Raw genomic sequence first — 26,340 nt, forward strand, 5'->3', positions numbered from 1 at the left:
ATCCAAATTTTAACAATAGAATAAAACTAGACAAAAAATAAAGCACAAATCAACAAACACACTAATAATCAACAAATTAACTATTTAACACATTGAATTTAACTTTTAACATTTTATACAAATCCTCAAAAAACTGCTTAAAAACTAATTTTACTACTTCCTAGCCAATTTTTTTAGTATTATAAGGACTGAATCCAATCTTCTAAACGCTCCGCACGCTCCAAATTAATTTTTTTGCGAATTCTGTACCTGTTTGTCAGTACACTCGAAACACTTATCCCTAAAAGAGATGCTATTTCGTTATTATTCATATTTATTTTTATGTAGGCACATATTCGCACTTCTGTTTTAGTAAGTTCAGGAACTAGTTTTTGCAAATTTGAAAAAAAAGTAGGATGAATTTTATGAAAAATATTTTGAAACTGTTCCCATCCCTTTTCTTGATCAAGATTAACAATTAAAAAACGTTCTATAGCCAATATCTTTCCTTCCAAACTCATTCCATTATCTTTCAACAAATTTTGAAGTGTTCCCAGTGATTCATTATTTGATAATAGCTGTAGTTTTAAGGCTATTAATTCTCTATTTTTTAATTCCGATTCTAATTGGTATCGTTGAAGCTCTTCCTTGCGAAGTTTGTTTTCAGTTTTTAACTCCGATTCATACGTCCGCAATTGTAATTTTTGATATTCTTGTTCGAGTTTTCTTTTTTCTTCAAGCTTTTCTTTTTCTAATTGACTTATTTTAAAAGACTTATCTTTATTTCTATATAAAAACCACATAAAAAGTCCTATACACGTCAATAAAGCTACTATTAAAAAAAATATAATTCTTTGATTTCTATACTTTTGTCTTTCTGCTTCTTGTTGATAATTTTGTTTTTCTAATACGCTATTCCATCGTGATGTCTCTATTTTTTGTTTTACATCTCCTCCAATAACCGAATCTTTTAAAGAATAATAGCTTTTTAAATACCTATTGCTCTTTTCATAATCTTTTTGTTTTTCCGCAATTTTTGCTAAAGCGTCTAAACATCCAAGTCTTATTCTTACCCCTATACTTTTACTTTTAATCAAAGAGTCTGACTTATTATAATATGCTTCTGCTTCAACATAATCTCCTGTACACTCTGCGACTTGTCCATATGAAAATAATATATCTGAAAGTTTAGAAGTATTGTTATTCTTAATTGACAAAGAATAGGCATAATCTAAATTCTTTAATGTCTCATATAAATCCCCTTGTACTAATTCAATTGTCGCTAGTCTTAAAGTGTTGTCTATAACTTCTAACGTGTCTTTAAACTGAATACGGATTTCAGTACTTTTACTCAAATATTCTTTAGACAATTTTAATTGATCATTAAACATATATATCATTGCTAATCCACTATAAGAAGAAGCCACACCTTGAGGAAAATTTATTTTCTCATATATTTCAAGAGATTTCTTACTGTAAAATTCTGCCTGTTCCATTTCGGATGTATAAAAGTATACACCCGAGATTCCACTATAGATCTCTGCCATAGCCATATTCTTATTATTAGCTTCATAATAAGTTAAAGCTTTAAAATAATTATCAATACTTTTTGGAAAATCAAGTATTTTAAGATAATAATGTCCCCAAAGTTTATTGTAGTTAGCTTGGAGTTCTTCACTTCCTGTTTGTACAGCATAATTCTCACCTTTTAGTAGAAAGAAAGCCAAACTGTCATATTTTCCCTGGACAATCTCTAATATAGATCTAAAATAGTAAGCATACCCCAGCTGTTCTGTGTCTTTTATCTCTGTTAGCGCCAAACTATAGAAGCTATCCACTTTTTTTTCAGCCGCACTCTTATCATATTTTATAAGCGAATCAAACGTATCACTAAACCTTCCGTATTGTTTATTATCTAGGTCTTTATCTATTCTAAAACTCTTAAATCCTATATAAGCAAAGGAGATAAGAACTATCAAATAAATAATTTTTTTATATTTTATCATTAATAATTAAATTTAGATTTTAATGGAAGTAGAGTACAAAAATAAACTAGCACCTACTTTTTAATAGTTTGATATCAGAGAATAGAAATCTAAAAATAGCTCTAAATTTTAACTAACAGTCATTTATTTTTCATTAAAATTCAAAACCAAATAAAGCATACTTTTTTTTGATAACAAAATATTATACTATTTTTTTGTTTATTAAAATATCTTGTTTTATTTTTGGCGTATCATTTTTCAGAAATCAAAATGTTTATACTTTTTTTACATCATCATTATCATATTATTCGTACTCAAACGAACAGATATTGATATGGTATAAAATGAAATCGTAATATTATCTAATCCCGTTTGAGTAATTCAAGCGGGATTTTTACTTAATACTTATTATTTTATATCTCGATCCTTGACTTACTCAAACTTTAAGACAGCAACTATGAGTAAGTTAAAAATTGCAATTCAAAAGAAGGGTCGCTTAAGTGAAAAAACTCTTCTACTCTTACAAGAGTGTAATATCAGATATCCAAATGGAGGAGATATTTTAAAATCTGAAAGCTCCAATTTCCCTATCGAACTACTTTTTCTTCGTGATGACGATATAAGTAAATATGTAGCTGCAAATCTTGCTGATATAGGGATTATTGGAGAGAATGTATATAGAGAGGCTAAACAGGAGGTCGATCTTATAGAGTATCTAGGTTTTGCTTCATGTAGATTGAGTCTTGCAATCCCCAGACATTTTGAATATAAAGGCTTAAGCTTTTTTCAAAACAAAAAGATAGCTACTTCATATCCAAATATATTAGAAAACTTTTTATACAAACGAGGTATTACAGCTTCTATTGAGTTTATTTCAGGCAGTGTAGAAATAGCCCCTAGTATTGGTTTGGCTGACGCTATATGTGATATTGTCAGTAGCGGTTCAACATTAATGGCTAATGGTTTAAAAGAAGTAGAAAAAATAATAGATAGCCAAGCTGTACTCATAGCTAATCCCAGACTTTCGATCAAGAAAAAAAAGACTCTGGATGAACTCACATTTAGAATAAAAGCAGTTCTAAAAGCAAAAGAAAACAAGTATATTTTACTTAATGCTCCAAACGATAAGATTAAAGATATCATTAAAATACTTCCTGGGATGAAAAGCCCAACTCTACTACCTCTTGCCAATAAAAATTGGAGTAGTCTGCATTCCGTTATTCAAGAAGATCAATTTTGGAAAATTATTGATGAACTTAAACAAGCTGGAGCAGAAGGCATTCTCGTGGCTCCGATAGAAAAAATGATTTTTTAAATACATGTTATGAAAACCATAAAATTTCCAGAAGTATCACAATGGAGCGTTTTAAGTAAAAGACCCTCCCTAACCGAATCTGAGGTAAATAAAACTGTAAGCAGTATTCTCCAAGATGTACTAAATGAAGGTGATGTTGCCTTATTAGAACTTACAGAAACATTAGATAAATGTAAACTGTCCAATCTACAAGTTAGCCGCAAAGAATTTTTAGCTGCAAAAAATAAGATAAGTCAGAAACTCAAAACAGCTATACAAACTGCTTTTAATAATATTGAAAAATTTCACCTCTCTCAAAGAGAAGTACCACAAAGAATCGAAACCACAAAAGGAGTCTTTTGCTGGAGAAAAAGTATTCCAATAGAACGTGTTGGTCTTTACATTCCAGGAGGATTAGCTCCTTTATTTTCAACGCTTTTAATGCTAGGTATTCCTGCAAAAATTGCAGGTTGCAAAAGCATTGCAATATGTACGCCTCCAAATAAAAAAGGAGATATTGACCCTGCCATTCTTTACGTTGCGTCACTATTGGGTATTGATGAAATTTATAAAGTTGGAGGAGCTCAAGCTATAGCTTCACTCGCATATGGTACAAAAACCATTCAAAAAGTCAATAAGATTTTCGGACCCGGCAATCAATTCGTTACCAAAGCTAAAGAAATTGTCTCTAGTGAAGGTACAGCAATTGATATGCCGGCGGGTGCAAGCGAAGTGCTTATAATTGCAGATGAGGAAGCAAATCCAGAATTTATAGCCGCCGACCTATTATCTCAAGCGGAGCATGGCATAGACAGTCAAGTAGTTTTTGTCACCGACAACATCAATATTATAAACTGTGTCAAACACAATATTTCCAAGCAACTACTTACACTCCCTAGACGCGATATTATTACAAAAGCATTGGAAAGCACATTATTTATCCTTTTTAAATCAATAGAAGAGTGCTTTGCTTTTAGTAACCAATACGCTCCAGAACACTTAATTATAGCTTTAGAATCTTACGAGAAATATGTGGACATGATTACCAATGCAGGATCTGTGTTTCTTGGGCAATACGCATGCGAAAGTGCAGGAGATTATGCAAGTGGAACGAATCATACCTTACCCACCAATGCTCATGCTAAATCTTACAGCGGAGTTTCACTAGATAGTTTTATGAAAAAAATAACTTTCCAGACTATAACCATAGAAGGTATACAAAACTTAGGTCCTACTATAGAAATACTCGCAGAAGCGGAGAAATTAATAGCCCATAAAAACGCAGTTACCATTCGACTAAATACGATTAATAATGAAAAATAAAATAGTAAACCTTGTTCGATCAGATATCCTAAACCTATCTCCTTATCAAAGTGCAAGAGAGGAGTACACATACAATAAAGCGTGCTTTTTGGACGCTAATGAAAGTCCCTATGGCTTGTATAATCGTTATCCCGATCCATTCCAAAATAAGTTAAAGATTAAAATTTCGAAAATTAAAAATATTGGGATTGAATCTATTTTTATAGGTAACGGAAGTGACGAACCCATTGATATGGTCTATCGCATATTCTGCAATCCTAGACAAGACAAAGTCTTAATATTCAACCCCACATACGGAATGTATAGTGTTTATGCAGCCATTAACGGCGTAGACATCATATACCAAAAATTAAACGAAGATTTTCAAATTGATAATAAAAGCATTGATATCCTATGTCAAGACAAAGAAATAAAACTCATTTTTATCTGTAATCCTAATAATCCTACAGGAACAATTATCGCCCCCACATCTATTGAAAAAATTTTGAACACATTTAATAGCATAGTAGTTATTGATGAAGCCTACATCGATTTTTGTCCAGAATATTCCTGGCTACCAAAATTAAAACGATATCCTAATCTCATCATAATCCAAACGCTCTCAAAAGCTTGGGGGATGGCGGGATTAAGAATAGGTTTAGCATTTATGTCTCCTGACATTCTATATTTTTTTAATAAAATAAAATCACCCTACAATATTAGCGAAGTGAATCAAAGAGAAGCCACAGAAATTCTAAAAGACCAATGCGAATTCCAGACCAATATCAAACTAATTAAACAAGAAACTATAAGAGTTGTCTCTGAGACAGAAAAGTTGTCGATTGTAACAAAAGTTTACCCGACACAAACCAATTTCATCTTGGTTGAATTCAAAAATGCACAACGCATTTACGATTCTCTCATTTCAAAACAAATTGTAGTTAGAAACAGATCTTCTCAAATACCCAACACCCTAAGAATTACCGTCGGAAATAAAAAGGAGAACAACACACTGATACAAACTCTAAAACAACTAGACAATGAATAAAAAAGTACTTTTTATAGATAGAGATGGTACTATCATTAAAGAACCTTCAGATTTTCAAATTGACAGCTTTGACAAATTGGAATTTTTACAGGATGTTATTACAAGCTTGTCTAAAATTACAAAGGAGTTAGATTATGAGCTTGTTCTTGTTACTAACCAAGACGGGTTAGGAACAAAATCTTTTCCTGAAGAAACTTTCTGGCCGGTACAAAGCCTAATGCTTGATATTCTTAAATCGCAAGGTGTTATTTTCAATGAAATTTACATAGACAAATCATTTCAAGAAGAACAAAAACCTACAAGAAAACCAGGAGTCGCTATGCTCACAAAATTTATGCATGGTAATTATGACCTTGGAAACTCTTTTGTAATTGGTGATCGCGTTACAGATATTCAACTCGCTAAGAATTTAGGATCAGGTTCTATACTAATTCGAGAAGACGCTCACAATGAAGCAGACCTTGTTACTTCAAACTGGAACGAGATTTATAACTTTTTGAAAAGACGTCCTAGAGTTGGTAAATCATTAAGAAAAACAAATGAAACTGAAATCAAAGTAGAAGTAAACTTAGATTCTGATCAACTTTGTGCCATCCAAACAGGATTACACTTTTTTGATCACATGCTGGAACAGCTTAATAGGCACGGTAGGCTTGGACTTAGCATACATGTTATTGGAGATCTACACATTGATGAGCATCATACAATTGAAGACACCGCATTAGTCTTAGGCAATGCTTTTAAAATAGCTTTAGGGTCTAAGAAAGGCATAGAGAGATATGGATATACACTCCCTATGGATGACTGCTTGGCACAAGTAGTGATAGATTTTGGGGGTCGGCCTTGGATTGTCTGGGACGTGGCATTTAAACGAGAGAAGATAGGAGATGTCCCTACAGAAATGTTCTATCATTTTTTTAAATCTTTCAGCGATGCTGCACAATGCAATCTGAACATTCAATGTCAAGGAGAAAATGAACACCATAAAATTGAGTCTATTTTTAAAGCCTTTGCAAAAGCAATCCGCAAATCGATAACACTAACAGACACTTACGACATACCTAGTACTAAAGGTGTCATCTAATATTATATTAAATACTAACATGAGAATTATAGCAGCAATGGATATTATTAATGGAGAATGTGTAAGGCTCAATCAAGGAAATTACGACACCCGAAAAACTTACACTTCCACGCCTTTAGAAATGGCTAAAAGATTTGAAGACAATGGAATCACACATCTACATCTTGTCGACTTACTAGGCGCAAAATCAAACAAAATACAAATCGCACATCTTATCGAAGAAATAAAAAACAAAACGCACCTAATTATCGATTTCGGAGGTGGCATCAGAACAGAAGAGGATCTTGTTATTGCCTTCGAGTCCGGTGCTCAACAAGTCACGGTAGGCAGTATTGCCCTAACGGATCCACAACGCTTCATCTCATGGCTTGATAAGTATGGTAGAGATAGAGTAATCTTAGGTGCAGATTGTAAAAACAGAAGAATTATGACTCATGGCTGGCTTACGGAAACCAATAAAGATGTATTAGAATACCTTAATGAATATCAAAAACATGGACTATTATATTCAATAGTAACAGATATTTCTAAAGATGGTATGCTACAAGGACCTTCATTCAGTTTATACAAAGAAATACTCGCTCAAAACACTATACAGTTAATTGCTAGTGGAGGGATTCGAAGTGTGAAAGACCTCAAAAGACTACGAAACATGGGTTGTGAAGGTGCAATCATTGGAAAGGCAATTTACGAAAACAACATCACTTTAAAAGAATTAAAAGAATTATGGTAACCCAAAAAATCATTCCCTGCTTAGACATCCAAAACAATAAAGTTGTCAAAGGAACTCACTTCGAAAATCTGCTTTTAGCGGGAACTCCTTTAGCCTTAGCTAAACGATATCAGGATGAAGGAGCTGATGAATTAGCTATTCTTAATATCACGGCAGATCCGAAAAACAAACAAAACTTTAAAAATTTGATACATGAAATTAGTATCGAAGTTGACCTTCCTTTGATAGTCGGAGGATGTATTAATAGTCTCCAAGAAGCCCAAGAATTAATTAATCTTGGTGCTTCAAAAATAAGCATCAATTCTGCTGCTGTGAAAACTCCGTTTCTCATAAATGAATTAGTCCAGAACTTAGGTTCTTCTAAAGTTATAGTTGCTATCGATACCCGATTTGAACATGACAGTTGGTGGGTCTATACCCAAGGGGGAAAAGTTCGCACTCAGATTAAAGTTCTAACATGGATTAAAGAAGTTGCTCAAAGAGGTGCAGGAGAAATCCTGTTAACCTCCATAGATCATGATGGTGCACGCAAAGGTTATCCCATAGACTTGTTTATAGCTGTTACCGAACAGATCTCAATTCCCGTTATAGCTTCGGGAGGAGCGGGAAGTATTACTCACTTTATAGAACTTTTTGCTAATACAAGAACCTCGGCTGCATTAGCCGCAAGTATATTTCACTATCAACAAGTCTCTATTAAAAAACTAAAACATACATTAAAACATATTACAAATGCGAACAGAGCAAATTAACTTTAAGAAAAACAACGGACTTATTCCTGTCATCATTCAAGATTATAAATCCCTAGAAGTTCTAATGTTAGGCTATATGAATAAAACAGCACTTGATAAAACCATGTTAGAACAAAAGGTCACGTTTTATAGCAGAACAAGAAAATGCTTATGGACTAAAGGAGAGGTTTCAGGAAACTATTTAAAGGTTGTAGATATCACTCCTGACTGCGATTCTGATTGTTTATTGATATTAGCGAAAACAAACGGCCCTACTTGTCACCTCGGCACAACCTCTTGTTTCAAAACGTTCATACCTAATTCTTTCCTATACACTCTCGAAAGGATTATTGACAATCGCATAGACAGCCAAAATTCCAGCTCTTATACCTTTGATTTATTCGAAAAAGGCATAAACAAAATTGCTCAGAAAGTCGGAGAAGAAGCTATAGAGTTAATTATTGAGTCCAAAGATAACCGTCTCGATTTATTTAAAAATGAAGCTGCCGACTTACTATACCACTTTATAATATTACTGAAAGCCAAGGGAATTTCTCTTACGGAAATAGAGCAAACCCTAAAGCAAAGAAACTCACAGAGTTTGTAATTTTTAAATTGGAGAACAAATAGTTATTTCATATTAAAATTACTGCTTATTTTTTTTAGAAAGTACGTAGTATTTATAATACTGATTGTATTCACTATTTTAAATAATGCTATTTGTGCCCGCGAGAGGATTCGAACCCCTAACCCTCAGAGCCGAAATCTGATATTCTATCCAGTTGAACTACGCGGGCAAATACTTTTATTAAAAGTATTCTATATTTTATTTGATCAATATTGATTTTACAATTGTAGAAATTGTTTTTCCGTCAGCTTTCCCCGCCAGTTCTTTAGATGCAATAGCCATTGTCTGCCCCATAGCTGCCATTCCGCTTAAGCTGTTTGATACAACAATCTCATTTACAATTTTAGCTACTTCTTCTTCTGATAGCTGTTCTGGCAAAAAAGTTTCGATAACTTTAGCTTGCGCCAATTCCGGTTCTGCTAAATCCGCACGTCCTTGTTCTGTAAAAATGGCAGCACTATCTTTACGCTGTTTTACCAATTTCTGCAAAACCTTAACCTCCTCTTCTTCTTTGAGTTCTTCCTGAGAACCAGCCTGAGTTTGAATCAATAACAATTCTGATTTCACCGCTCTAAGTGCTTCCAAAGCAATTGTATCTTTTGCTTTCATTGCACTTTTGATAGCTTCCATAATCTTTGCCTGTAAACTCATTTTACTTTTATTTGGTGCAAATATAAACAAAACCCGAAAAATACTGAAAACTTTTCGGGTCAGTTCATCTATTTAATTTTTTACTAATCTACATTATCATGCAAAAAAGAATTGTTAGAGCGCAATTTAGTATCATTATTACTATCTAATCCTAATGAATATCTGGACTTATTGCCTGAATCTTCCATCTCATTCAACTCTACTCCCATCCGTTTGTAAGCAGGCTCCTTGCTCAATTCTTCTAATTGATCGTTAACGGTATTATTGAATTTATAGTTAAAATCTTTCATCTTTCTTCTTCTTTCCTCTGCTCTGTTTCTCAGCGTAAATTCTTCAATACTCATTTCTACAGGGTTCACCTCATCATAATCATTTTGTGATTCTACTGTTTGGGTTTGCTGTTGAATTGCTTTCTCTTCTTGCCGAACAGAAAATTTAAATTCTTCTGCAATATCTTCCTGATGCTTATTTACAATTGGCTTAGCTGATTTTAACTCATTTTCTTTGTCCATATAATCTTCTAAAGAAAAGCGAATAACTTCTTCTCTTTTTGCATCTCTGGCAGCTTCATTTGCATAATCTGATTCCTCTATCGGGTTTAATTCCGAGGCTTCTTCTTCAAAATAATGATGGATAACAGGCTGTTGAATGTGGCTTGCCTGTGTTTTTGCAGCAGAAACAATTACAAATTCCGGATCAATTACATTTATATCTCTGATGTCCTTTATCTTAGTATCAATACTTTTTGTATCTGCACTATTCTCGGGTGTATTTTCTTTGGGTGTTACAATTTCAAAAAAAACATCTAAATCGGAAATTTTCTTTACCTCTGTTTCCGAAACTTCACTGGATTCTACTTTTACCACAGGTTGTCCTCCACCGTCATTTCCCCCTCCGTTTCCCGAAAAATCATCATTTAAATTATGAATCGTCTTGTTTTCTTCCTTTCCCTTTTCATCTTCTTTAATTGTATTTAAATCTTCTAAATCGGAAGCTGGTTTTACCGTAAGCGGCATATCTGGGCTAGCTCCTCCCAAAGGCTGTACGGGAGCTTTCTGAGACAGGTCTCTAACCACTTTTTGTTCTTCTTCCAAAGCGTGGATAATTACTCTGGGCTCGGCAGAATTAACAATACTTTTTTGTTGCTCAAAATTAAATCCGGTGGCAATAATAGTTACTGAAACCGCTTCTCCCAACGTTTCATCTTCTCCAACTCCCATAATAATATTAGCATTATGTCCGGCTTCTGTTTGAATATGGTCATTGATTTCTCCTATTTCGTCAATCGTAATTTCATTTGTTCCGGAAACAATCAGCAATAGCACATTCTTAGCTCCTGTAATTTTATTGTCGTTTAACAAAGGAGAGTCCAATGCATCAACAATTGCATCTTTTGCTCTGCTTTCTCCCGAAGCTGTACCTGAACCCATAATTGCCGTACCGCTGTCAGACAAAACAGTTTTAGCATCTTTTAAGTCGATATTCTGAGTATAGTGATGCGTAATTACTTCTGCTATACCACGCGCAGCAGTTGACAATACTTCATCGGCTTTGGAGAAACCGGCTTTAAAACCTAAATTGCCGTAAACTTCCCGCAATTTATTATTGTTGATCACAATTAAAGAATCCACTTGTTTGCGCAAACGGTCTACTCCTTTGAAAGCTTGTTCCTGACGAACTTTACCTTCAAACTGAAAAGGAATTGTAACAATACCTACAGTAAGAATATCCCTTTCTTTTGACAATTGTGCAATTACAGGAGCCGCTCCCGTTCCGGTTCCGCCTCCCATACCTGCTGTAATAAATACCATTTTGGTATTTGAATCCAGCATTTTCTCTATTTCTTCAATACTCTCCAAGGCAGATTGCTGTCCTACTTCCGGATTAGCACCAGCTCCCAATCCTTCTGTCAGATTAACTCCTAACTGAATTTTATTGGGTACAGGGCTGTTTTCCAACGCTTGTGAATCTGTATTACAAACAATAAAGTCTACTCCTTTGATTCCTTGCTTAAACATGTGGTTGATGGCGTTACTCCCTCCGCCTCCAACTCCGATTACTTTGATAACGTTTGACTGATTTTTAGGTAAATCAAACTTTATTCCTCCAAAATCTGTATTCTCCATATACTTACGCTTTTACTCTTACTCTACTCTTGCTTTTCAATAAATTCTTTAATCTTTCTAAAAAAATTCCCCAAGAAACTACTCTCAAAACGATCTGCTGTTGTAGATGTTTTTGAACTTGTTTCCGGTTGTGTTGAAGATGTTTCTTTGCGATATTTTTCTACCTCTTTATCTTCAACAGGCTCTCTTTCAATCTTTGATTGCGAAACACTATAATGTGTTTTTTCTATTTCTTCTTCATAATGAGTTTTCTCATTCACAGCATGGAATATTTTTTTCATGGAAACTGCGCCTTTTACCCGGTGCTTTTCGCTTTCCATAACTAATCCAACCGCAGTTGCAAACAAAGGACTTGATATTTCGGGATTCGAATCTCCTGCCAGATGTTCATTAGGATAACCGATACGTGTGTCGATTCCTGTTATATACTCCACTAATTGTTTAATATGCTTCAATTCTGATCCACCTCCGGTTAAAACAATTCCGGCAATCAGCTTTTTCTGCGGGTTTTCATATCCGTAGCTCTTGATTTCAGAAAACACCAACTGAACGATTTCTTCTACTCTTGCATGGATAATCTTAGACAGGTTTTTTAAGGAAATTTCCTTCGGCTCTTTTCCTCTCAGTCCGGGAATAGATACGATTTCATTATCTTTATTTTCACCGGGCCAAGCAGATCCGAATTTCACTTTTAAAATTTCTGCCTGACGTTCTATGATCGAACATCCCTCTTTTATATCTTCTGTAATTACATTTCCTCCAAACGGCACTACGGCAGTATGACGAATTATTCCATCTTTAAAAATCGCCAGATCAGTTGTTCCTCCTCCAATATCAATCAATGCAACACCTGCTTCTTTCTCTTCCTGACTTAGTACGGCTTCTGCTGATGCCAGCGGTTCTAAAGTAATTCCGGAAAGTTCTAAACCTGCATCCTTAATACATCTTCCCGCATTTTTAATCAGTGCAGCCTGTCCAACTACTACGTGAAAAGCTGCTTCCAAGCGACTTCCATACATCCCTATAGGTTCTTTTATTCCGGGTTCTCCGTCAATCTTGAACTCCTGAGGCAACACATGAATAATTTCTTCTCCCGGAAGCATATTCAGTTTTTGAACCTGACTGATTAACTGCTCAATATCTTTATCTCCTATTACTTCATCGGGATTTTCACGGCTTATATAATCGCTGTGTTGAATACTTCTGATGTGCTGTCCGGCAATACCCACAACTACATTTTTAATTTTGTAACCCGATTCTGCTTCTGCATCGGCAACCGCATGCTGAATAGACTGAATGGTTTGCGTAATGTTATTGACAACCCCTCTTTTAACACCTAAACTTTTTGCTTTTCCCAAACCTAAAATTTCGAGTTTGCCATACTCGTTTTTCTTTCCAATCATCGCAACAATTTTAGTCGTTCCGATATCTAATCCAACAGCTATGTTTTCTTGTTCCATACTCATCTTCTATTTGGTGCATACCACTTGCTGGGTAAACTTCAGATTTATTGTTTTATAACTATTTACGTCTATTTGATCATGCATTGTATATTCTACAAACGCTTTATAATTTTTAAGCTTCCTATCGATTTCTTCCAGTCTGCCAAATACAATATCGTAATTGTTAATGCGACTTTTTATCAAAACTGAACCGCCTTCATCTATGGAGATACCTGTTATGTCTTTTTTTAAAAACTCATCTTCTCTTATAATTTCAAGCATTTGCTTTAACTGTTCCTGATTATATTTATCCACTTTGCCCTGAATAACCGGAACTCTTTCGGAGAAATTAATCGATACAGGTATTTTTTGTCCTTCTTCATCTAAATAAAATGTACTGTTCTCCTGTATGATTCTTCCCAAAGCCTGTTTTTGCCATACATCTACTTTTAATTTTCCGTCGACCGTCAAATAGACTTCTGCTCTTTTTATCAGCTCATTTTCAAGTACATTTCCCTCCAACTTATTCAAATCTAACATTGTTTTACCAATAAAAGGAGTGTTTAGAAAGTTTTTATTAACTAAGTTTTTAACATCCGTTTCAGTAACAAAATGTTCTTCTTTTCCTTTGAATAAAACGTCAATTTGACTAATCGCCCTCTTCTCATTTTTGTGATTGCTAAAAGCATACAAAAACAAGGCTAGTCCTGCTATCAAAAGCAGGCGAACATTGTTCCAGTTTATTTTTTTTAGCAATTTTTTCATTATATCGATTTATTTTTCTTCTAAAACTTTTGTAATTTCTCCTACCATTTCTCCTATATCTCCAGCACCGATGGTCATTACAACTTCTGCATCTGTCGATTTTAATATTTTTAAAAGATCTTCCTTGTTCAGTAGCTCTTTTTTATCTGCTTTTACTTTTTCTAAAAGTTTTGCAGAAGTAACTCCTTCTATCGGCAGTTCTCTTGCCGGATAAATATCCATCAATACAACATTGTCAAACGTAGATAAAGCTTCGGCAAATTCTTCCATAAAATCCTGAGTACGCGAATATAAATGAGGCTGAAAGATTGCTAATATCTTTTTTTCCGGATACATTTCATGTACCGCCTGACTCACCGCTTTTAATTCTGTTGGATGATGCGCATAATCATCTATATAAATTAGCTTTTCTGTCCGCAACTTATAAGAAAATCTTCTACGCACTCCTTTAAAACTCTTTAACGCTGCTTTTAATTTATCTTTATCAACTCCGTACTCATAAGCCATGGCAAAAGCAATTAAAGCGTTAGATAAATTGTGATGTCCGGGCAAGCCTAAATACACGTCAGGTATGATTTCAATTGGTGTATAAATATCAAATACATACCATCCTTCTTCTATTTTTACATTATCAATACGATAGACACAATCCTTACTAAAACCAACCTTAACCCCTTTCAACGCTACTGCTTCTGCTGTAAACACTTTATTTTTGTCCTGAACTTTATTGGCAAATTCACCAAAAGCTTTTTTAATTTCTGCCTCTGTCCCGAAAATATCTAAATGATCTGCTTCCGTTGATGTTACACAAAGCGTATCCGGATACAATCTTAAAAAAGAACGATCAAATTCATCCGCTTCTACAACCGTTACGGTTTTTCCGTTGCCTATTAAATTAGTTTGATAATTTTCTACTACTCCACCTACAAACGCAGTAACATCAACACCCGCTTCAAAAAGCAAATGTCCCAAAATACTGGTTGTCGTCGTTTTCCCGTGTGTTCCAGCCACGGCAAAGCAATAAGTATCTTTTGTAATAATCCCCAAAACTTCAGAACGTTTTTTTATCTCAAAATTATTTTTTATAAAATAATTCCACTCTGAATGTGATTTTGGAACGGCAGGAGTCACTACAACTAAAGTGGAATTAACATCTTTGTATTCGGGGGCTATCTGAGAAATATCATCTTCAAAATGGATAATGATCCCAGCATCTAGCAATTCATCTGTCAGCTGAGTCCGCATGCGGTCATACCCGGAAACATTTTTTCCCATGAATTTAAAATACCGAGCTAAAGCACTCATTCCAATGCCTCCGATTCCTATAAAATACACGCTCTTTATCTTATTCAATTCCATAATTTAATGCATTAATGCTACTATCTGATCTACTATATCTTTTGTAGCATTGGGTTTTGCTAATTTTTTAAAAGCTCTTCCCAAATTCTCCTGCTGATTTTTATCAGTCATCAAGCGGTTAAAAATATTTTCAAACTCTGCCAGTTCACTTTCCTTTATCATCACCGCTCCTCCTTTATTTACTATACTTACTGCATTTTTAGTCTGGTGATCTTCTGCTACATTAGGAGACGGGATAAAAATAACCGGTTTGCCTACTAATGCCAATTCCGAAACAGAAGACGCACCTGCTCTTGACAAAATAACATCAGCTAACGCATAAGCGTAATCCATCCGATCTATAAACGGCATTACCTGTACATTTTCTGATTTGTATTTTTTATACTCTTCGTAATAAAACTTACCGCATTGCCAGATAACCTGAATGTTTTGATTTTTAAAATTATCCAATTGGCTTTCTATCAGCTGATTTATTTTTCGGGCTCCTAAACTTCCTCCTAAAATCAGTAAAACCTGTTTATTTTCTGCTTTTCCAAAATATTGCTCAGCCTCATTTTTTTTCAATGAAACATCAAGCAGATCCTGACGTACCGGGTTTCCGGTATTCATTATTTTATCCGCCGAAAAAAAACGCTCCAATCCTTCATAAGCCACACATATTTTCCGAGCTTGTTTTCCCAATAACTTATTCGTTATCCCCGGAAATGAATTCTGCTCTTGAATAAGTGTCGGAATTCCTTTATCGGCAGCAGCCTTTACTACTGCTCCACTGGCAAATCCTCCTGTACCTATAACTACATCCGGGCGAAATCGCTTAATAATTTTTTTAGACTTCCACAAACTACTTACTAACTTAAAGGGAAATAATAAATTATCTAAAGTCAGCTTCCGCTGTATTCCTGAAATCCACAACCCTTCTATTTCATAACCTGCTTGAGGAACTTTTTGCATTTCCATCTTGTCTTTTGCTCCTACAAACAAAATTTCCGCCTCTGAAAAACGCACTTTTAATTCATCGGCAATTGCCAGCGCAGGATAGATATGACCACCCGTACCGCCACCACTTATTATGAATTTTGGTTTTTTATGCATTTTAATCTTCTTACACTTTACAAAACTTCGTTTTCCATTTCCTTTTGTTGCCTTTCAAGATACAATCGAGCTAATTCTTCTTGTTCTCTATCTAATCTTTCCTGCTTATCTAATTCTTCTTGCTGAATTTCCGATTCTTTTTTTGTCACACTTAAAATAACTCCTATCGCAAAACAAGTCATCCAAATAGCCGTTCCTCCACTACTAACTAAAGGCAATGCTTGTCCGGTAGTAGGGAGAAGAGAGACTGCCACGCCCATGTTGATTAACGCTTGAAAAATGAGGTAAAACCCCAACCCTGTCACCAACAATTTCCCAAAAAGCGTAGGAGCTTTGTGAGCAGCAATCAGAAATCTGAAAAATAACAGCAAGTAAATACCGAGCACAGTTAATCCTCCTACAATTCCCAATTCTTCTACAATAATGGCATAAATAAAATCTGATGAAGATTGCGGAAGAAAATTTTTCTGAACGCTTTTACCAGGACCTACTCCAAAAATTCCGCCTTTAGCAATGGCAATTTTAGCATTTTCTACCTGGTATAAATCTTTTGTTCCATCATCTGGTCCTGCAAATCTGTCGATACGGCTTATCCACGTATCCACCCGATTAGGGAATACGCCCGGAAAAGCTTTAGCGGCTAATACAAAAACGCCCATAAACATAACTCCGGCTGCAACTATTGTCGCCAAATATTTAAACGGATATTTCCCTACAAACACCAATACGCAAACCATACAAAAGATAAGTGCCGCAGTTGAAAAGTTCGCCGGTAAAATAAGTCCTACAATAACCAAAACAGGAGTCCAAAGCTCCCAAAAAGAAGGCCAAAATGACACCGCTTTATCTTTTATTCCTGTTAAGTATTGAGCTACGTACATCAACAGCAAAATAGCAGCTGTAGATGAAGGCTGGAACTGTCCAACGACAGGTAAATTCATCCATCGGCTTGCATTCGCTCCTCCAATTGTGTTTCCTTTTAAAAGAGTAATGAACAGCACTACTGCCATAACGGGAATTCCTATAATTGCAATTTGTCTAAAATATCGGTATTCCCACTTGTGAACTATCCACAAAATACAAAAGCCAATACCTAAATGCACCAGATGTTTTGCCAAATAATAACTCGTATGCTTCCCTGTGCCTACCGTATAAACTAAGTTTGTACTAGCACTATATACAGGCAAAAACGAAAAGAGAGCCAGTAGAACAACTAAGGCCCAAATTGTTTTATCTCCGTATAAAAGGGTTAGCAATTTTTTCATCTATAATATTTTAAAGATTTTGCACAGCTCTCTTAAACTGTTTTCCTCTTTCTTCATAATTTTCAAATAAATCATAACTTGCACAAGCAGGAGAAAGCAATACAGTATCTCCGCTTTCTGTTAAACGTTGAGCTATTTTCACAGCCTCTTCCATACTTTGGGTCTCGACTAAAACATCTACTACGTTTGCGTAAGCATCAATTATCTTTCGATTATCTATGCCCAGGCAGATAATACCTTTTACTTTTTCTCTGACCAAAGGCATCAATTCATTATAATCATTGCCCTTATCCACTCCTCCAACAATCCAAACTGTAGGTGTTTTCATACTTTCTAACGCAAAAAAAGTAGCATTAACATTGGTTGCTTTAGAATCATTAATGTACTGCACATTACCGATTTTTAACACTTTTTCAAGTCGGTGCTCTGCTCCTTGAAAACCAGACAAACTTTCGCGAATTGTCTGTTTTCTTATGCGCTTTAATTGTGCTACTGTAGTTGCTGCCATTGCGTTTTTTACATTATGTTTTCCCTCTATTGCAATTTCGTTAATAGGTAATACAGTTGTTTCGTTGTTCATTTTTACAATAATATTTTGGTCTTCTATATATGCTCCCTGTTCTACTTTATGAGTTAATGAAAAAGGAACTTTTTGTGCTCTAATTTTATTTTTACTCAGCCATTTTCTGATTTCATCATCATCATCATCATAAATCAGATAGTCTTCTTCTGTCTGATTTTTTGTAATCCTGAATTTGGCTTCTATATAATTTTCATATTTATAATCATATCGATCCAGATGATCGGGACTTATATTCGTTATTATTGCTATATGTGGTCTGTAATTTTCAATTCCGTCCAATTGAAAACTACTCAATTCCAACACGTAGCACTTTTCAGGATCTTCTGCCACTTGTTTTGCATAACTATCCCCTATATTCCCTGCCAAACCCACATTCAATCCTCCTTGCTTCAACAAGTGATAGACAAGCATAGTCGTAGTAGTTTTTCCATTACTACCTGTAATTGCAACAGACAACTCCTTATTAAAAGAATAGGCAAACTCTATTTCGGAGATCATCCTAATTCCTTTTTCTCTTATCTTCTTCACGATAGGAACTTTATCCGGAATTCCCGGGCTTTTTACAACTAAATCGCCAGCTAAAATCTTAGCTTCGGTATGTTGCTTTTCTTCCCAATCAATTTTATAATCTCTAAGAACGTTTTTATATTTTTCTTTTATCTCTCCAAAATCAGAGACAAAAACTTTAAATCCTTTCCGCTTTGCCAGCAGTGCTGTTCCTACTCCGCTTTCTCCCGCTCCTAACACAACTACTTTCATCTTTTTATCTCAATTTTAAAGACACTAAACAGAACACACCAAACAAAATAGCTATAATCCAAAAACGAGTGACGATCTTACTTTCGTGATATCCTTTTTTCTGAAAGTGATGGTGCAAAGGCGACATCAGAAAAATGCGTTTGCCTTCGCCGTATTTTTTCTTGGTATATTTAAAATATCCCACCTGAAGCACAACAGATAAGTTTTCAATTAAGAAAATTCCGCACAAAATAGGTATCAACAGTTCTTTTCTTACTGCTATTGCCATTACTGCTATAATTCCACCTATAGTCAAACTGCCCGTATCTCCCATAAACACCTGCGCAGGATAGGTATTATACCATAAAAACCCAATAAGTGCTCCCATAAATGCTGCTATAAAAACAGTCATTTCTCCTGCATTGGGGATATACATGATATTGAGGTAATTTGAAAAAATAACGTTCCCAGAAACGAAAGCAAAAATACCTAGCACAAAAGTAGATATAGCCGAAGTGCCTGCCGCTAAACCATCAATACCATCTGTCAGATTAGCTCCGTTTGACACTGCCGTTATGATAAAAATCACAATAGGTATAAATACCAGCCATGCGTAATCTGCTGCTCCCTCTCCTACCCAATTGATTAAAACTCCGTAATCAAATTCATTATTTTTAAAAAACGGTATGGTGGTAGCGGTAGATTTCACATCTACACCTACAGGTATTTCGTTTAATATCTGGTTTGCAGGAACCTCTCTGACCGTTACATCAGGACTAAAATACAGAACTGCACCCACAACCAGCCCTAATCCTACCTGCCCTATGACTTTAAATCTTCCTTTTAAGCCTTCTTTATCTTTTTTAAACACCTTTATATAATCGTCCAAAAAGCCGATTATTCCCATCCAAACAGTTGTCAGAATCAGGAGGAGCACATAAATATTATCCAATTTAGCAAACAGCAATACCGGAATTAAAGTGGCAATGATAATAATTACGCCTCCCATAGTAGGAGTTCCCGCTTTTTCTTTTTGTCCTTCTAACCCCAACTCTCTCACCGTTTCTCCAACCTGCATTTTCCTTAAATAGTTGATAATTTTTTTTCCGTATATGATAGAAATCAACAGCGAAAAAATCACTGCCATACCCGACCGGAATGTGATGTACTGAAGTACACCCGCCCCGGGTATCTTAAAAAAATTCTCCAAATACTGAAATAAATAATACAACATCTTTTCTTTCTGCCTATTTTATTGTTCTAAAAACTCCGTTACTATTTCCATATCATTAAAATGACTTCGCACTCCTTTGATTTCCTGATATGTTTCATGTCCTTTACCCGCAATTAAAATAATATCACCGGGCTCTGCTTGTTGACACGCAAGTTTAATTGCCTGCTTTCTGTCTTCCACCACAATAGTTTTCATCGCATTCTGGAGTTCAACTCCTTTTTCCATTTCTTTCAAGATCTCGTACGGATCTTCAAATCGCGGATTATCTGAAGTAAACACTACTTTACTGCTCATTTCTGAGGCAATACGAGCCATTTCAGGTCTTTTGGTTTTATCTCTGTTTCCGCCACATCCCACTACTGTAATCAGCTTTTCATTAAATGAACGTATACCGTTAATCGTTTCTAAAACATTTTTTAAAGCATCCGGAGTATGGGCATAATCCACAATTGCCGTTACGTTTTTAGAAGACACAATATACTGAAAGCGCCCCGTTACGCTTTGCAGTTTACTCAATTGGAGTAAAGCTTCATCCGAGGTTACTCCCAACTCAACAGCTACTCCGTAAACGGTCAATAAATTATAAGCATTGAAAGCTCCTATGAGCTGTGTCCAGACTTCTTGTTGATTGACTTTCAAAAGCATTCCGGAAAACTGACTTTCCAATACTTGCCCTTTATAGTCTGCCATATTTTTCAATGCATAAGATCGTTTCTTAGCTCTTGTATTTTGAAGCATGATATTGCCGTTTTTATCGTCAATATTTACCAAAGCAAAGGCTTTAGCGGACAGCTGATCAAAAAACATTTTTTTAGCGTCTCTGTATTCTGCAAACGTTTTGTGATAATCCAAATGATCATGCGTCAGATTGGTAAAAACTCCTCCGTCAAAATCTAATCCATAGGTTCTTTGCTGAACAATTCCATGTGAACTGACTTCCATAAAACAGTAGTCACATCCTGTTTCTACCATTTCACTCAAATAGTAATTAATAGCCAATGAATCCGGTGTGGTATGAGAAGTTTCATAAACGATTTTTCCGACTACTATTTTTACAGTGGAAAGCAATCCGACTTTATATCCCAAATTTGAAAACAAATTGTAAAGCAATGTCGCAATCGTCGTTTTTCCGTTTGTTCCGGTTACACCAACCAGCTTGAGTTTGGACGAGGGATTATCATAAAAGTTACTCGCCATAATTGCCAGTGCTTTATTGGTATCTTCTACACAAACGTAAGTTACTTCATTGTTTATAGCTTCCGGCATTTTCTCACAAACTACAACTGCAGCACCGCTATTAACAGCGTTTTCAATATAATTGTGTCCGTCTGCATCTACCCCTTTTATTGCGACAAACAAAGAGTTTTTTGTCACTTTTCTAGAATCAAAAGCGATTGTATCCACAGTAAGACTGGTACCTCCTACTACAGATTTTATTTCTACTCTGTACAATATGTCTTTTAATATTCTCACGATAGTTCTAAAACTATTTTTTGATTTCTTTCTATTTTTTGTCCTGCCGTAATCGACTGCTTCTTGACTTTTCCTATTCCTTTTACCTTGACGTCTAATCCTAAGTTTTCCAAAAGCGGCAAAGCATCCATCACATACATTCCCCTCACATCCGGCATTATTCCACTACCGTCATTTACTTTTACAAAGTAGTCCTCGTAATTCTTTTCAACTTCTGCCGGAACGGTATTTGCCATTTGCATTTCCACTGTTGTGGGTACTTCAGTATATATTTTTTGAGCAATACGCTTAAATACCGGTCCGGACACATCTGCTCCGTAATAACTTTTTGTTCTGTCTGGTTTATGAATTACAACAATACATGAATATTTGGGGTTATCTGCCGGAAAATAGCCTGCAAAGGAAGATGAGTAATACATATCGCTACCCTTGCCTTTTCCGTAATTGACCTGAGCGGTACCTGTTTTGCCTGCCATCGAAAAATTAGGCGAATACAGTTTTCTTCCTGTGCCTTTTTTTACTGTATTTTCCAAAACCGCCTGAACCTCTCTGATTACTTCCGGCGAAGCTATCTGAGGATTTATTACTTCTTTTTCTATTTTTTTTACGGTAGTATTAAACTCTTTCACTTCTGAGACAAAATATGGTTTTACCATTTCTCCTCCATTAGCCACTGCATTGTACAAAGTCAATATCTGCATTGGCGTTACAGAAATTCCATATCCAAAAGCCATCCACGGCAAAGCTAAACCGCTCCATCCTTTTTGTCCGGGTTTAGGTATATAAGGCATCGCCTCTCCCTTTATCGGCAATCCTAATGGTCTATCCATCCCCAGCGTGCCGATATAGTCTGTAAATTCTTTTGGATTATTTTTAAACCCTTCGCTTACTGCCTGAGTGATAACTGTATTAGAAGACAATTCTATTCCTCTTGCTAAAGATATTTTACCGTATCCTCCGTGTTTAGAATCGCGTACTCTGGCATTATAAAATTTTACTATCCCTCCTTGCGTATCGTAAATTTTAGCCGTATCAGACTTTCCCTTTTCCAATAGTGCAAGCAAAGAAGCTACCTTAAAAGTAGAGCCGGGCTCGTGTTTTTCTCCTACAGCATAATTAATTGTCTCATAGTATCCGTTACCTCTTTCCTCTTTTCCCAGATTAGAAATCGCTCGTATAGCACCGGTTTTTGTTTCCATTACAATCACGCACCCGTGATCAGCGCTATATTTCTCTAACTGCTGCAGCAAAGCGTGATGAGCAATATCCTGAATATAAACGTCTATAGTAGAGACAATATCTTTTCCATCTATCGGTTCTATCTCATTTTCATCATTAATGGGCTTCCACTGGTCTTTACCCAAGCCCTGCATTTTTCTCTTCCCATCCACACCGCTTAGATATTCTGTAAAAGCACCTTCTATCCCTACCCGTCCCACTGTGCTGTCTTCATACTTTCGTTCATATCCTATGGTACGCTGTGCAATTCTTCCGATAGGATGTTGTCTGACTGTCTTTTGAAGAGCTATAAAACCTCCTTTATACGGTCCACGCTGAAAAAGAGGGAAGCTCTTTACTCTTACATACTGTGTATAACTCAATCCTTTTGCAATTAAAATATACCTGCTGTTAGTAGCCCTTCCTCTGCGCAGCAATGATTCATAATATGAAGCTGACTTATCAAACATTCCAGCTAAAGAGTCTGACAAAGGGCGAACATTTTTTTCAAAATCTTCCTTGCTCGGAGCCACCCCATCAAAACGTATTTCAAAAACCGGCACCGAAGTTGCTAATAGGCTTCCGTCTGCCGAATATATATTCCCTCTGTTTGCTGCAACTACTTCTTCCCTTACTCTTTTGTCATTCTGAGCTTTTTGTCTCAACTCTGCACCTTCTACTCCCTGAATAAGCACTAATCTATAAACTATCCCTCCTGCCAATAACAACACTAATGCTGAAATCAGGTAAATATTTACATAAATATTTTTATTCCCTAATGCCATAGTTTACTCCAAAAATGCTTACTTTCTTTTTGTACAGCTATCTTTATTTTTTTGGGTGGAACCTCCGACGGTCCTATACCCTCTTCTTCCAGTTTTCTTGTAATAGTGGATTCCATCTTCAATTCCATCAGCTCTGACCTTGTATCCACAAATTCTGCTCTCAACATTTTCACTTCATGAGTCAGTCTTCCTATTTTAAATACTTTTGACTCATAAGCTTGCGTATTCCCTATTAAAATCAATCCCAACACAATAACATATATAATGAACGCCCAAGTTTTTGCAGAGTTCTCGTTGACCAGAATCTTTGCTTTTATAATATCTATCGGGCTCGCTATTGTCTTTTTCATTTTTTCTCTGCTACTCTCAATTTTGCCGATCGCGCTCTGTTGTTCTCCATTACTTCCTTTTCGCCAGGAACAATTAATTTCCCCAACTGCTTTAAAGGGACTTCAAAGCGTCCAAAGATATCGCGCTCTGGTTCGCCTTCAAACATTCCATTTTTCATAAAGCGCTTCACTAGTCGGTCTTCCAGCGAATGATAGGAAATAACACTTAATCTCCCTCCTTGTTTTAACACCTCCACACTTTGTTCCAGCATTTCTTTCAATACTTCCATTTCCTGATTGACTTCTATGCGAATTGCCTGATAAATCTGCGCCAATATTTTAGCACTTTTATGCGCTGGTAAAAATTTAGCCAGAACTTCTTTTAGCTGCTCTGTGCTTTTTATAGAAACTTCTTTTCTGGCTTTCACAATCGTATAAGCAATTGCTCCTGCATTTTTAAGCTCTCCATAAGCATCAAACAACCTCCTCAGATCTTTCTCATCATAATTATTCACCACATCATATGCTGAAATCTCCCCTCCTTTATTCATTCTCATATCCAACTCTCCGTCAAAACGAGTAGAAAAACCCCTTTCAGCCACATTAAACTGATGAGATGAAACGCCCAAATCACCTAAAACACCGTCAACTTCCCTTACGTTATAGAACCTCAAATATCTTTTTAAGAATCTAAAATTTTGATTAATAAGTATAAAACGCGGATCATCTATCTTATTTTGCAAAGCATCTTCATCCTGATCAAATGCGAATAACTTTCCTTTTTCTCCCAATCTTTTCAAAATCTCTCTCGAATGTCCGCCGCCGCCGAAAGTAACGTCCACATAAACTCCGTCAGGCTTAATATTTAAACCATCAACACTTTCTGTCAGCAAAACAGGTTTATGATATTGATACTCCTCGCTATTCATCAAAACTTATATTACTCATTACTTCCTGTGCCAATTCGCCAAAATCAAAATCATCAGATTCGAGCGTCGCTTCATACCTTGCTTTATCCCACACTTCAACAATATTCACTTTGGAAGAAAACACAATTTCTTTAGTCATCTGAGCAAATCCCATTAAATCTTTTGAGATGAGCAAACGCCCTGCATCATCAATATCTACTATTTTTACTCCCGCCATAAATCTTCTGATAAAAGCATCTACTTTTTTATCAAAAGGATTCAATTTATTTATCTTCGCCATCATTTTATTCCATTCAGTCATGGGCCAAAGCTCCAAACAAGGTTCAAAAACAGATCTCTTCAGCACAAAACCATCAGAAATAGCAGGCATCTGCTTCTTTAAAGAAGCAGGAACCAACACCCTTCCTTTAGCGTCGATCTTACATTCGTATGTACCTATAATTGGCGTCAATTGATGTTTAGTGAATATTATTTTAGCAAATGTAGTTATTTTTTTACCACTTTTACCCACTTCCACCCACTTTGTTGATAAGTTTTTTCACTTTAACGTTTTTATATCGTCCAACACACTAATCATTTGATTTATAATTGTTAATAAGTATTTTATTTCATTAAATATTTTCTTAAAACCATTTTTAATCTCCCTTGTATTTACCGTGATTTTTCATCGGCAATTCGATTCCTTTTTCATCTTTACAGATGAATCTCTCCCTTACTTCTTAATTTTATTATATTATTACAACCTTTGTCCATCATAAAACTGTATATTTGTAGGAATTTAAAAATCGCATTAAGAGCTAATGGAGCGAACTTTAAAAGAAGATGGCAAATTCCGATATGTAGAAATTGGCGAAGGGACGCCAATTGTTATTTTGCACGGATTGATGGGAGGATTAAGCAATTTTGATGGTGTAGCCGATTTTTTCCCAAAAAAAGGTTACAAAGTAATTATTCCCGAGTTACCTTTATACACAAATAGCATTTTAAAAACCAATGTTAAAGCTTTTGCTAAATTTGTAAAGGACTTTATTGTCCGTATTGGTTATAGCGAAGTTATTTTATTAGGAAACTCTCTTGGCGGACATATTGCTTTGTATTTTGCAAAATTATATCCGCAATATTTAAAAGCCATGGTTCTTACCGGAAGTTCTGGGCTCTACGAAAGTGCAATGGGAGACAGTTATCCAAAAAGGGGTGATTACGAGTATATTAAAAAGAAAGCAGAAGATGTTTTTTATGACCCTGAAGTTGCTACAAAAGAAATAGTAGACGATGTTTTTGCTACGGTAAATGACAGGATGAAGCTTATCAAAACACTGACGATTGCCAAGAGTGCTATTCGGCACAATATGTCTAAAGATTTGCCCAAAATTCAAACTCCAACTTGTTTGATTTGGGGTAAGAACGACAAGGTCACTCCACCGGAAGTTGCTATAGAATTTCACGAATTACTGCCTGACTCAGATTTATACTGGATAGACAAATGCGGACATGCAGCTATGATGGAACATCCCGAGGAATTTAATGAGCTTTTACACCAATGGCTACAGGAGAGAAATATATAAAA

General features: G+C 35.5%; 23 protein-coding genes and 1 tRNA gene. 8 read left to right on the plus strand and 16 right to left on the minus strand.

From position 1 onward, the window contains the following. Window positions 1-179: 179 nt before the first annotated feature. Window positions 180-1,985 (minus strand): hypothetical protein, encoded by a 1,806-nt coding sequence (locus C8P70_RS08150; RefSeq protein ID WP_133712845.1) that lies wholly within the window; start codon window positions 1,983-1,985, stop codon window positions 180-182. Between the two features lie 436 nt (window positions 1,986-2,421). Here C8P70_RS08150 and hisG point away from each other — a divergent pair, with 436 nt between their 5' ends. From hisG to hisIE, 7 genes are read left to right on the plus strand one after another with little or no spacing between them, the layout of a single operon-like run. Further along, the gene (hisG, locus tag C8P70_RS08155) at window positions 2,422-3,279 is read left to right on the plus strand and encodes an ATP phosphoribosyltransferase (RefSeq protein WP_133712846.1); all 858 of its coding nucleotides are present in this window, start codon (window positions 2,422-2,424) and stop codon (window positions 3,277-3,279) included. A gap of 9 nt (window positions 3,280-3,288) precedes the next feature. After that, on the plus strand, window positions 3,289-4,581 hold the full coding sequence (gene hisD / locus C8P70_RS08160) for a histidinol dehydrogenase (protein WP_133712847.1): 1,293 nt from the start codon (window positions 3,289-3,291) through the stop codon (window positions 4,579-4,581). Continuing rightward, window positions 4,571-5,608 (plus strand): histidinol-phosphate transaminase, encoded by a 1,038-nt coding sequence (gene hisC, locus C8P70_RS08165; protein WP_133712848.1) that lies wholly within the window; start codon window positions 4,571-4,573, stop codon window positions 5,606-5,608. The genes hisD and hisC overlap by 11 nt, the downstream gene beginning before the upstream one ends. Continuing rightward, the gene (gene hisB / locus C8P70_RS08170) at window positions 5,601-6,692 is read left to right on the plus strand and encodes a bifunctional histidinol-phosphatase/imidazoleglycerol-phosphate dehydratase HisB (protein WP_133712849.1); all 1,092 of its coding nucleotides are present in this window, start codon (window positions 5,601-5,603) and stop codon (window positions 6,690-6,692) included. The genes hisC and hisB overlap by 8 nt, the downstream gene beginning before the upstream one ends. A 19-nt stretch (window positions 6,693-6,711) precedes the next feature. Then, window positions 6,712-7,425, plus strand: a complete 714-nt coding sequence (hisA, locus tag C8P70_RS08175; protein WP_133712850.1) for a 1-(5-phosphoribosyl)-5-[(5-phosphoribosylamino)methylideneamino]imidazole-4-carboxamide isomerase — start codon at window positions 6,712-6,714, stop codon at window positions 7,423-7,425. Beyond that, a complete protein-coding gene (gene hisF, locus C8P70_RS08180; protein WP_133712851.1) occupies window positions 7,419-8,177 on the plus strand; it encodes an imidazole glycerol phosphate synthase subunit HisF in 759 nt (252 codons plus the stop codon). Before hisA ends, hisF begins: the two co-directional genes overlap by 7 nt. After that, a complete protein-coding gene (gene hisIE, locus C8P70_RS08185) occupies window positions 8,158-8,763 on the plus strand; it encodes a bifunctional phosphoribosyl-AMP cyclohydrolase/phosphoribosyl-ATP diphosphatase HisIE (RefSeq protein WP_133712852.1) in 606 nt (201 codons plus the stop codon). Before hisF ends, hisIE begins: the two co-directional genes overlap by 20 nt. A 116-nt stretch (window positions 8,764-8,879) precedes the next feature. Here hisIE and C8P70_RS08190 read toward each other — a convergent pair. The 15 genes from C8P70_RS08190 to mraZ all read right to left on the minus strand — a co-directional run bounded on the left by C8P70_RS08190 (window position 8,880) and on the right by mraZ (window position 25,224). Then, window positions 8,880-8,953, minus strand: a tRNA-Arg gene (locus C8P70_RS08190). 29 nt (window positions 8,954-8,982) lie between these two features. Beyond that, window positions 8,983-9,435 (minus strand): GatB/YqeY domain-containing protein, encoded by a 453-nt coding sequence (locus C8P70_RS08195; protein WP_133712853.1) that lies wholly within the window; start codon window positions 9,433-9,435, stop codon window positions 8,983-8,985. A gap of 83 nt (window positions 9,436-9,518) precedes the next feature. Further along, complete coding sequence (gene ftsZ / locus C8P70_RS08200; RefSeq protein ID WP_133712854.1) at window positions 9,519-11,561, minus strand: cell division protein FtsZ; 2,043 nt, start codon at window positions 11,559-11,561, stop codon at window positions 9,519-9,521. Between the two features lie 23 nt (window positions 11,562-11,584). After that, window positions 11,585-13,021, minus strand: coding sequence for a cell division protein FtsA (gene ftsA, locus C8P70_RS08205; protein ID WP_133712855.1), 1,437 nt, complete (start codon window positions 13,019-13,021; stop codon window positions 11,585-11,587). Between the two features lie 9 nt (window positions 13,022-13,030). Next, window positions 13,031-13,768, minus strand: coding sequence for a cell division protein FtsQ/DivIB (locus C8P70_RS08210; protein WP_133712856.1), 738 nt, complete (start codon window positions 13,766-13,768; stop codon window positions 13,031-13,033). 9 nt (window positions 13,769-13,777) lie between these two features. After that, entirely contained in the window at window positions 13,778-15,127 is a 1,350-nt protein-coding gene (gene murC, locus C8P70_RS08215) for a UDP-N-acetylmuramate--L-alanine ligase (protein ID WP_133712857.1), read from the minus strand. 3 nt (window positions 15,128-15,130) lie between these two features. Continuing rightward, on the minus strand, window positions 15,131-16,219 hold the full coding sequence (gene murG / locus C8P70_RS08220) for an undecaprenyldiphospho-muramoylpentapeptide beta-N-acetylglucosaminyltransferase (RefSeq protein ID WP_133712858.1): 1,089 nt from the start codon (window positions 16,217-16,219) through the stop codon (window positions 15,131-15,133). Between the two features lie 17 nt (window positions 16,220-16,236). Further along, window positions 16,237-17,484: an FtsW/RodA/SpoVE family cell cycle protein gene (locus C8P70_RS08225; protein WP_133712859.1), complete on the minus strand. Its 1,248-nt coding sequence runs from the start codon at window positions 17,482-17,484 to the stop codon at window positions 16,237-16,239. A 10-nt stretch (window positions 17,485-17,494) separates the two neighbouring features. Then, on the minus strand, window positions 17,495-18,826 hold the full coding sequence (murD, locus tag C8P70_RS08230) for a UDP-N-acetylmuramoyl-L-alanine--D-glutamate ligase (protein ID WP_133712860.1): 1,332 nt from the start codon (window positions 18,824-18,826) through the stop codon (window positions 17,495-17,497). A 4-nt stretch (window positions 18,827-18,830) separates the two neighbouring features. Further along, complete coding sequence (gene mraY / locus C8P70_RS08235; protein WP_133712861.1) at window positions 18,831-20,039, minus strand: phospho-N-acetylmuramoyl-pentapeptide-transferase; 1,209 nt, start codon at window positions 20,037-20,039, stop codon at window positions 18,831-18,833. Between the two features lie 18 nt (window positions 20,040-20,057). Continuing rightward, window positions 20,058-21,512, minus strand: a complete 1,455-nt coding sequence (locus tag C8P70_RS08240) for a UDP-N-acetylmuramoyl-L-alanyl-D-glutamate--2,6-diaminopimelate ligase (protein ID WP_133712862.1) — start codon at window positions 21,510-21,512, stop codon at window positions 20,058-20,060. Then, window positions 21,509-23,515: a penicillin-binding protein gene (locus tag C8P70_RS08245; protein ID WP_133712863.1), complete on the minus strand. Its 2,007-nt coding sequence runs from the start codon at window positions 23,513-23,515 to the stop codon at window positions 21,509-21,511. The genes C8P70_RS08240 and C8P70_RS08245 overlap by 4 nt, the downstream gene beginning before the upstream one ends. Continuing rightward, window positions 23,506-23,865, minus strand: a complete 360-nt coding sequence (locus C8P70_RS08250; protein ID WP_133712864.1) for an FtsL-like putative cell division protein — start codon at window positions 23,863-23,865, stop codon at window positions 23,506-23,508. Before C8P70_RS08250 ends, C8P70_RS08245 begins: the two co-directional genes overlap by 10 nt. Continuing rightward, window positions 23,862-24,773 (minus strand): 16S rRNA (cytosine(1402)-N(4))-methyltransferase RsmH, encoded by a 912-nt coding sequence (rsmH, locus tag C8P70_RS08255; RefSeq protein ID WP_133712865.1) that lies wholly within the window; start codon window positions 24,771-24,773, stop codon window positions 23,862-23,864. The genes C8P70_RS08250 and rsmH overlap by 4 nt, the downstream gene beginning before the upstream one ends. Continuing rightward, a complete protein-coding gene (gene mraZ, locus C8P70_RS08260) occupies window positions 24,766-25,224 on the minus strand; it encodes a division/cell wall cluster transcriptional repressor MraZ (RefSeq protein ID WP_166666201.1) in 459 nt (152 codons plus the stop codon). Before mraZ ends, rsmH begins: the two co-directional genes overlap by 8 nt. Before the next feature lie 349 nt (window positions 25,225-25,573). On the opposite strand from mraZ, the gene C8P70_RS08265 reads away from it, so the two are divergent. Further along, the gene (locus tag C8P70_RS08265; protein ID WP_133712866.1) at window positions 25,574-26,338 is read left to right on the plus strand and encodes an alpha/beta fold hydrolase; all 765 of its coding nucleotides are present in this window, start codon (window positions 25,574-25,576) and stop codon (window positions 26,336-26,338) included. Window positions 26,339-26,340 lie beyond the last annotated feature (2 nt).

The organism is Myroides indicus, assembly GCF_004364575.1.
GTDB lineage: Bacteria > Bacteroidota > Bacteroidia > Flavobacteriales > Flavobacteriaceae > Flavobacterium > Flavobacterium indicum_A.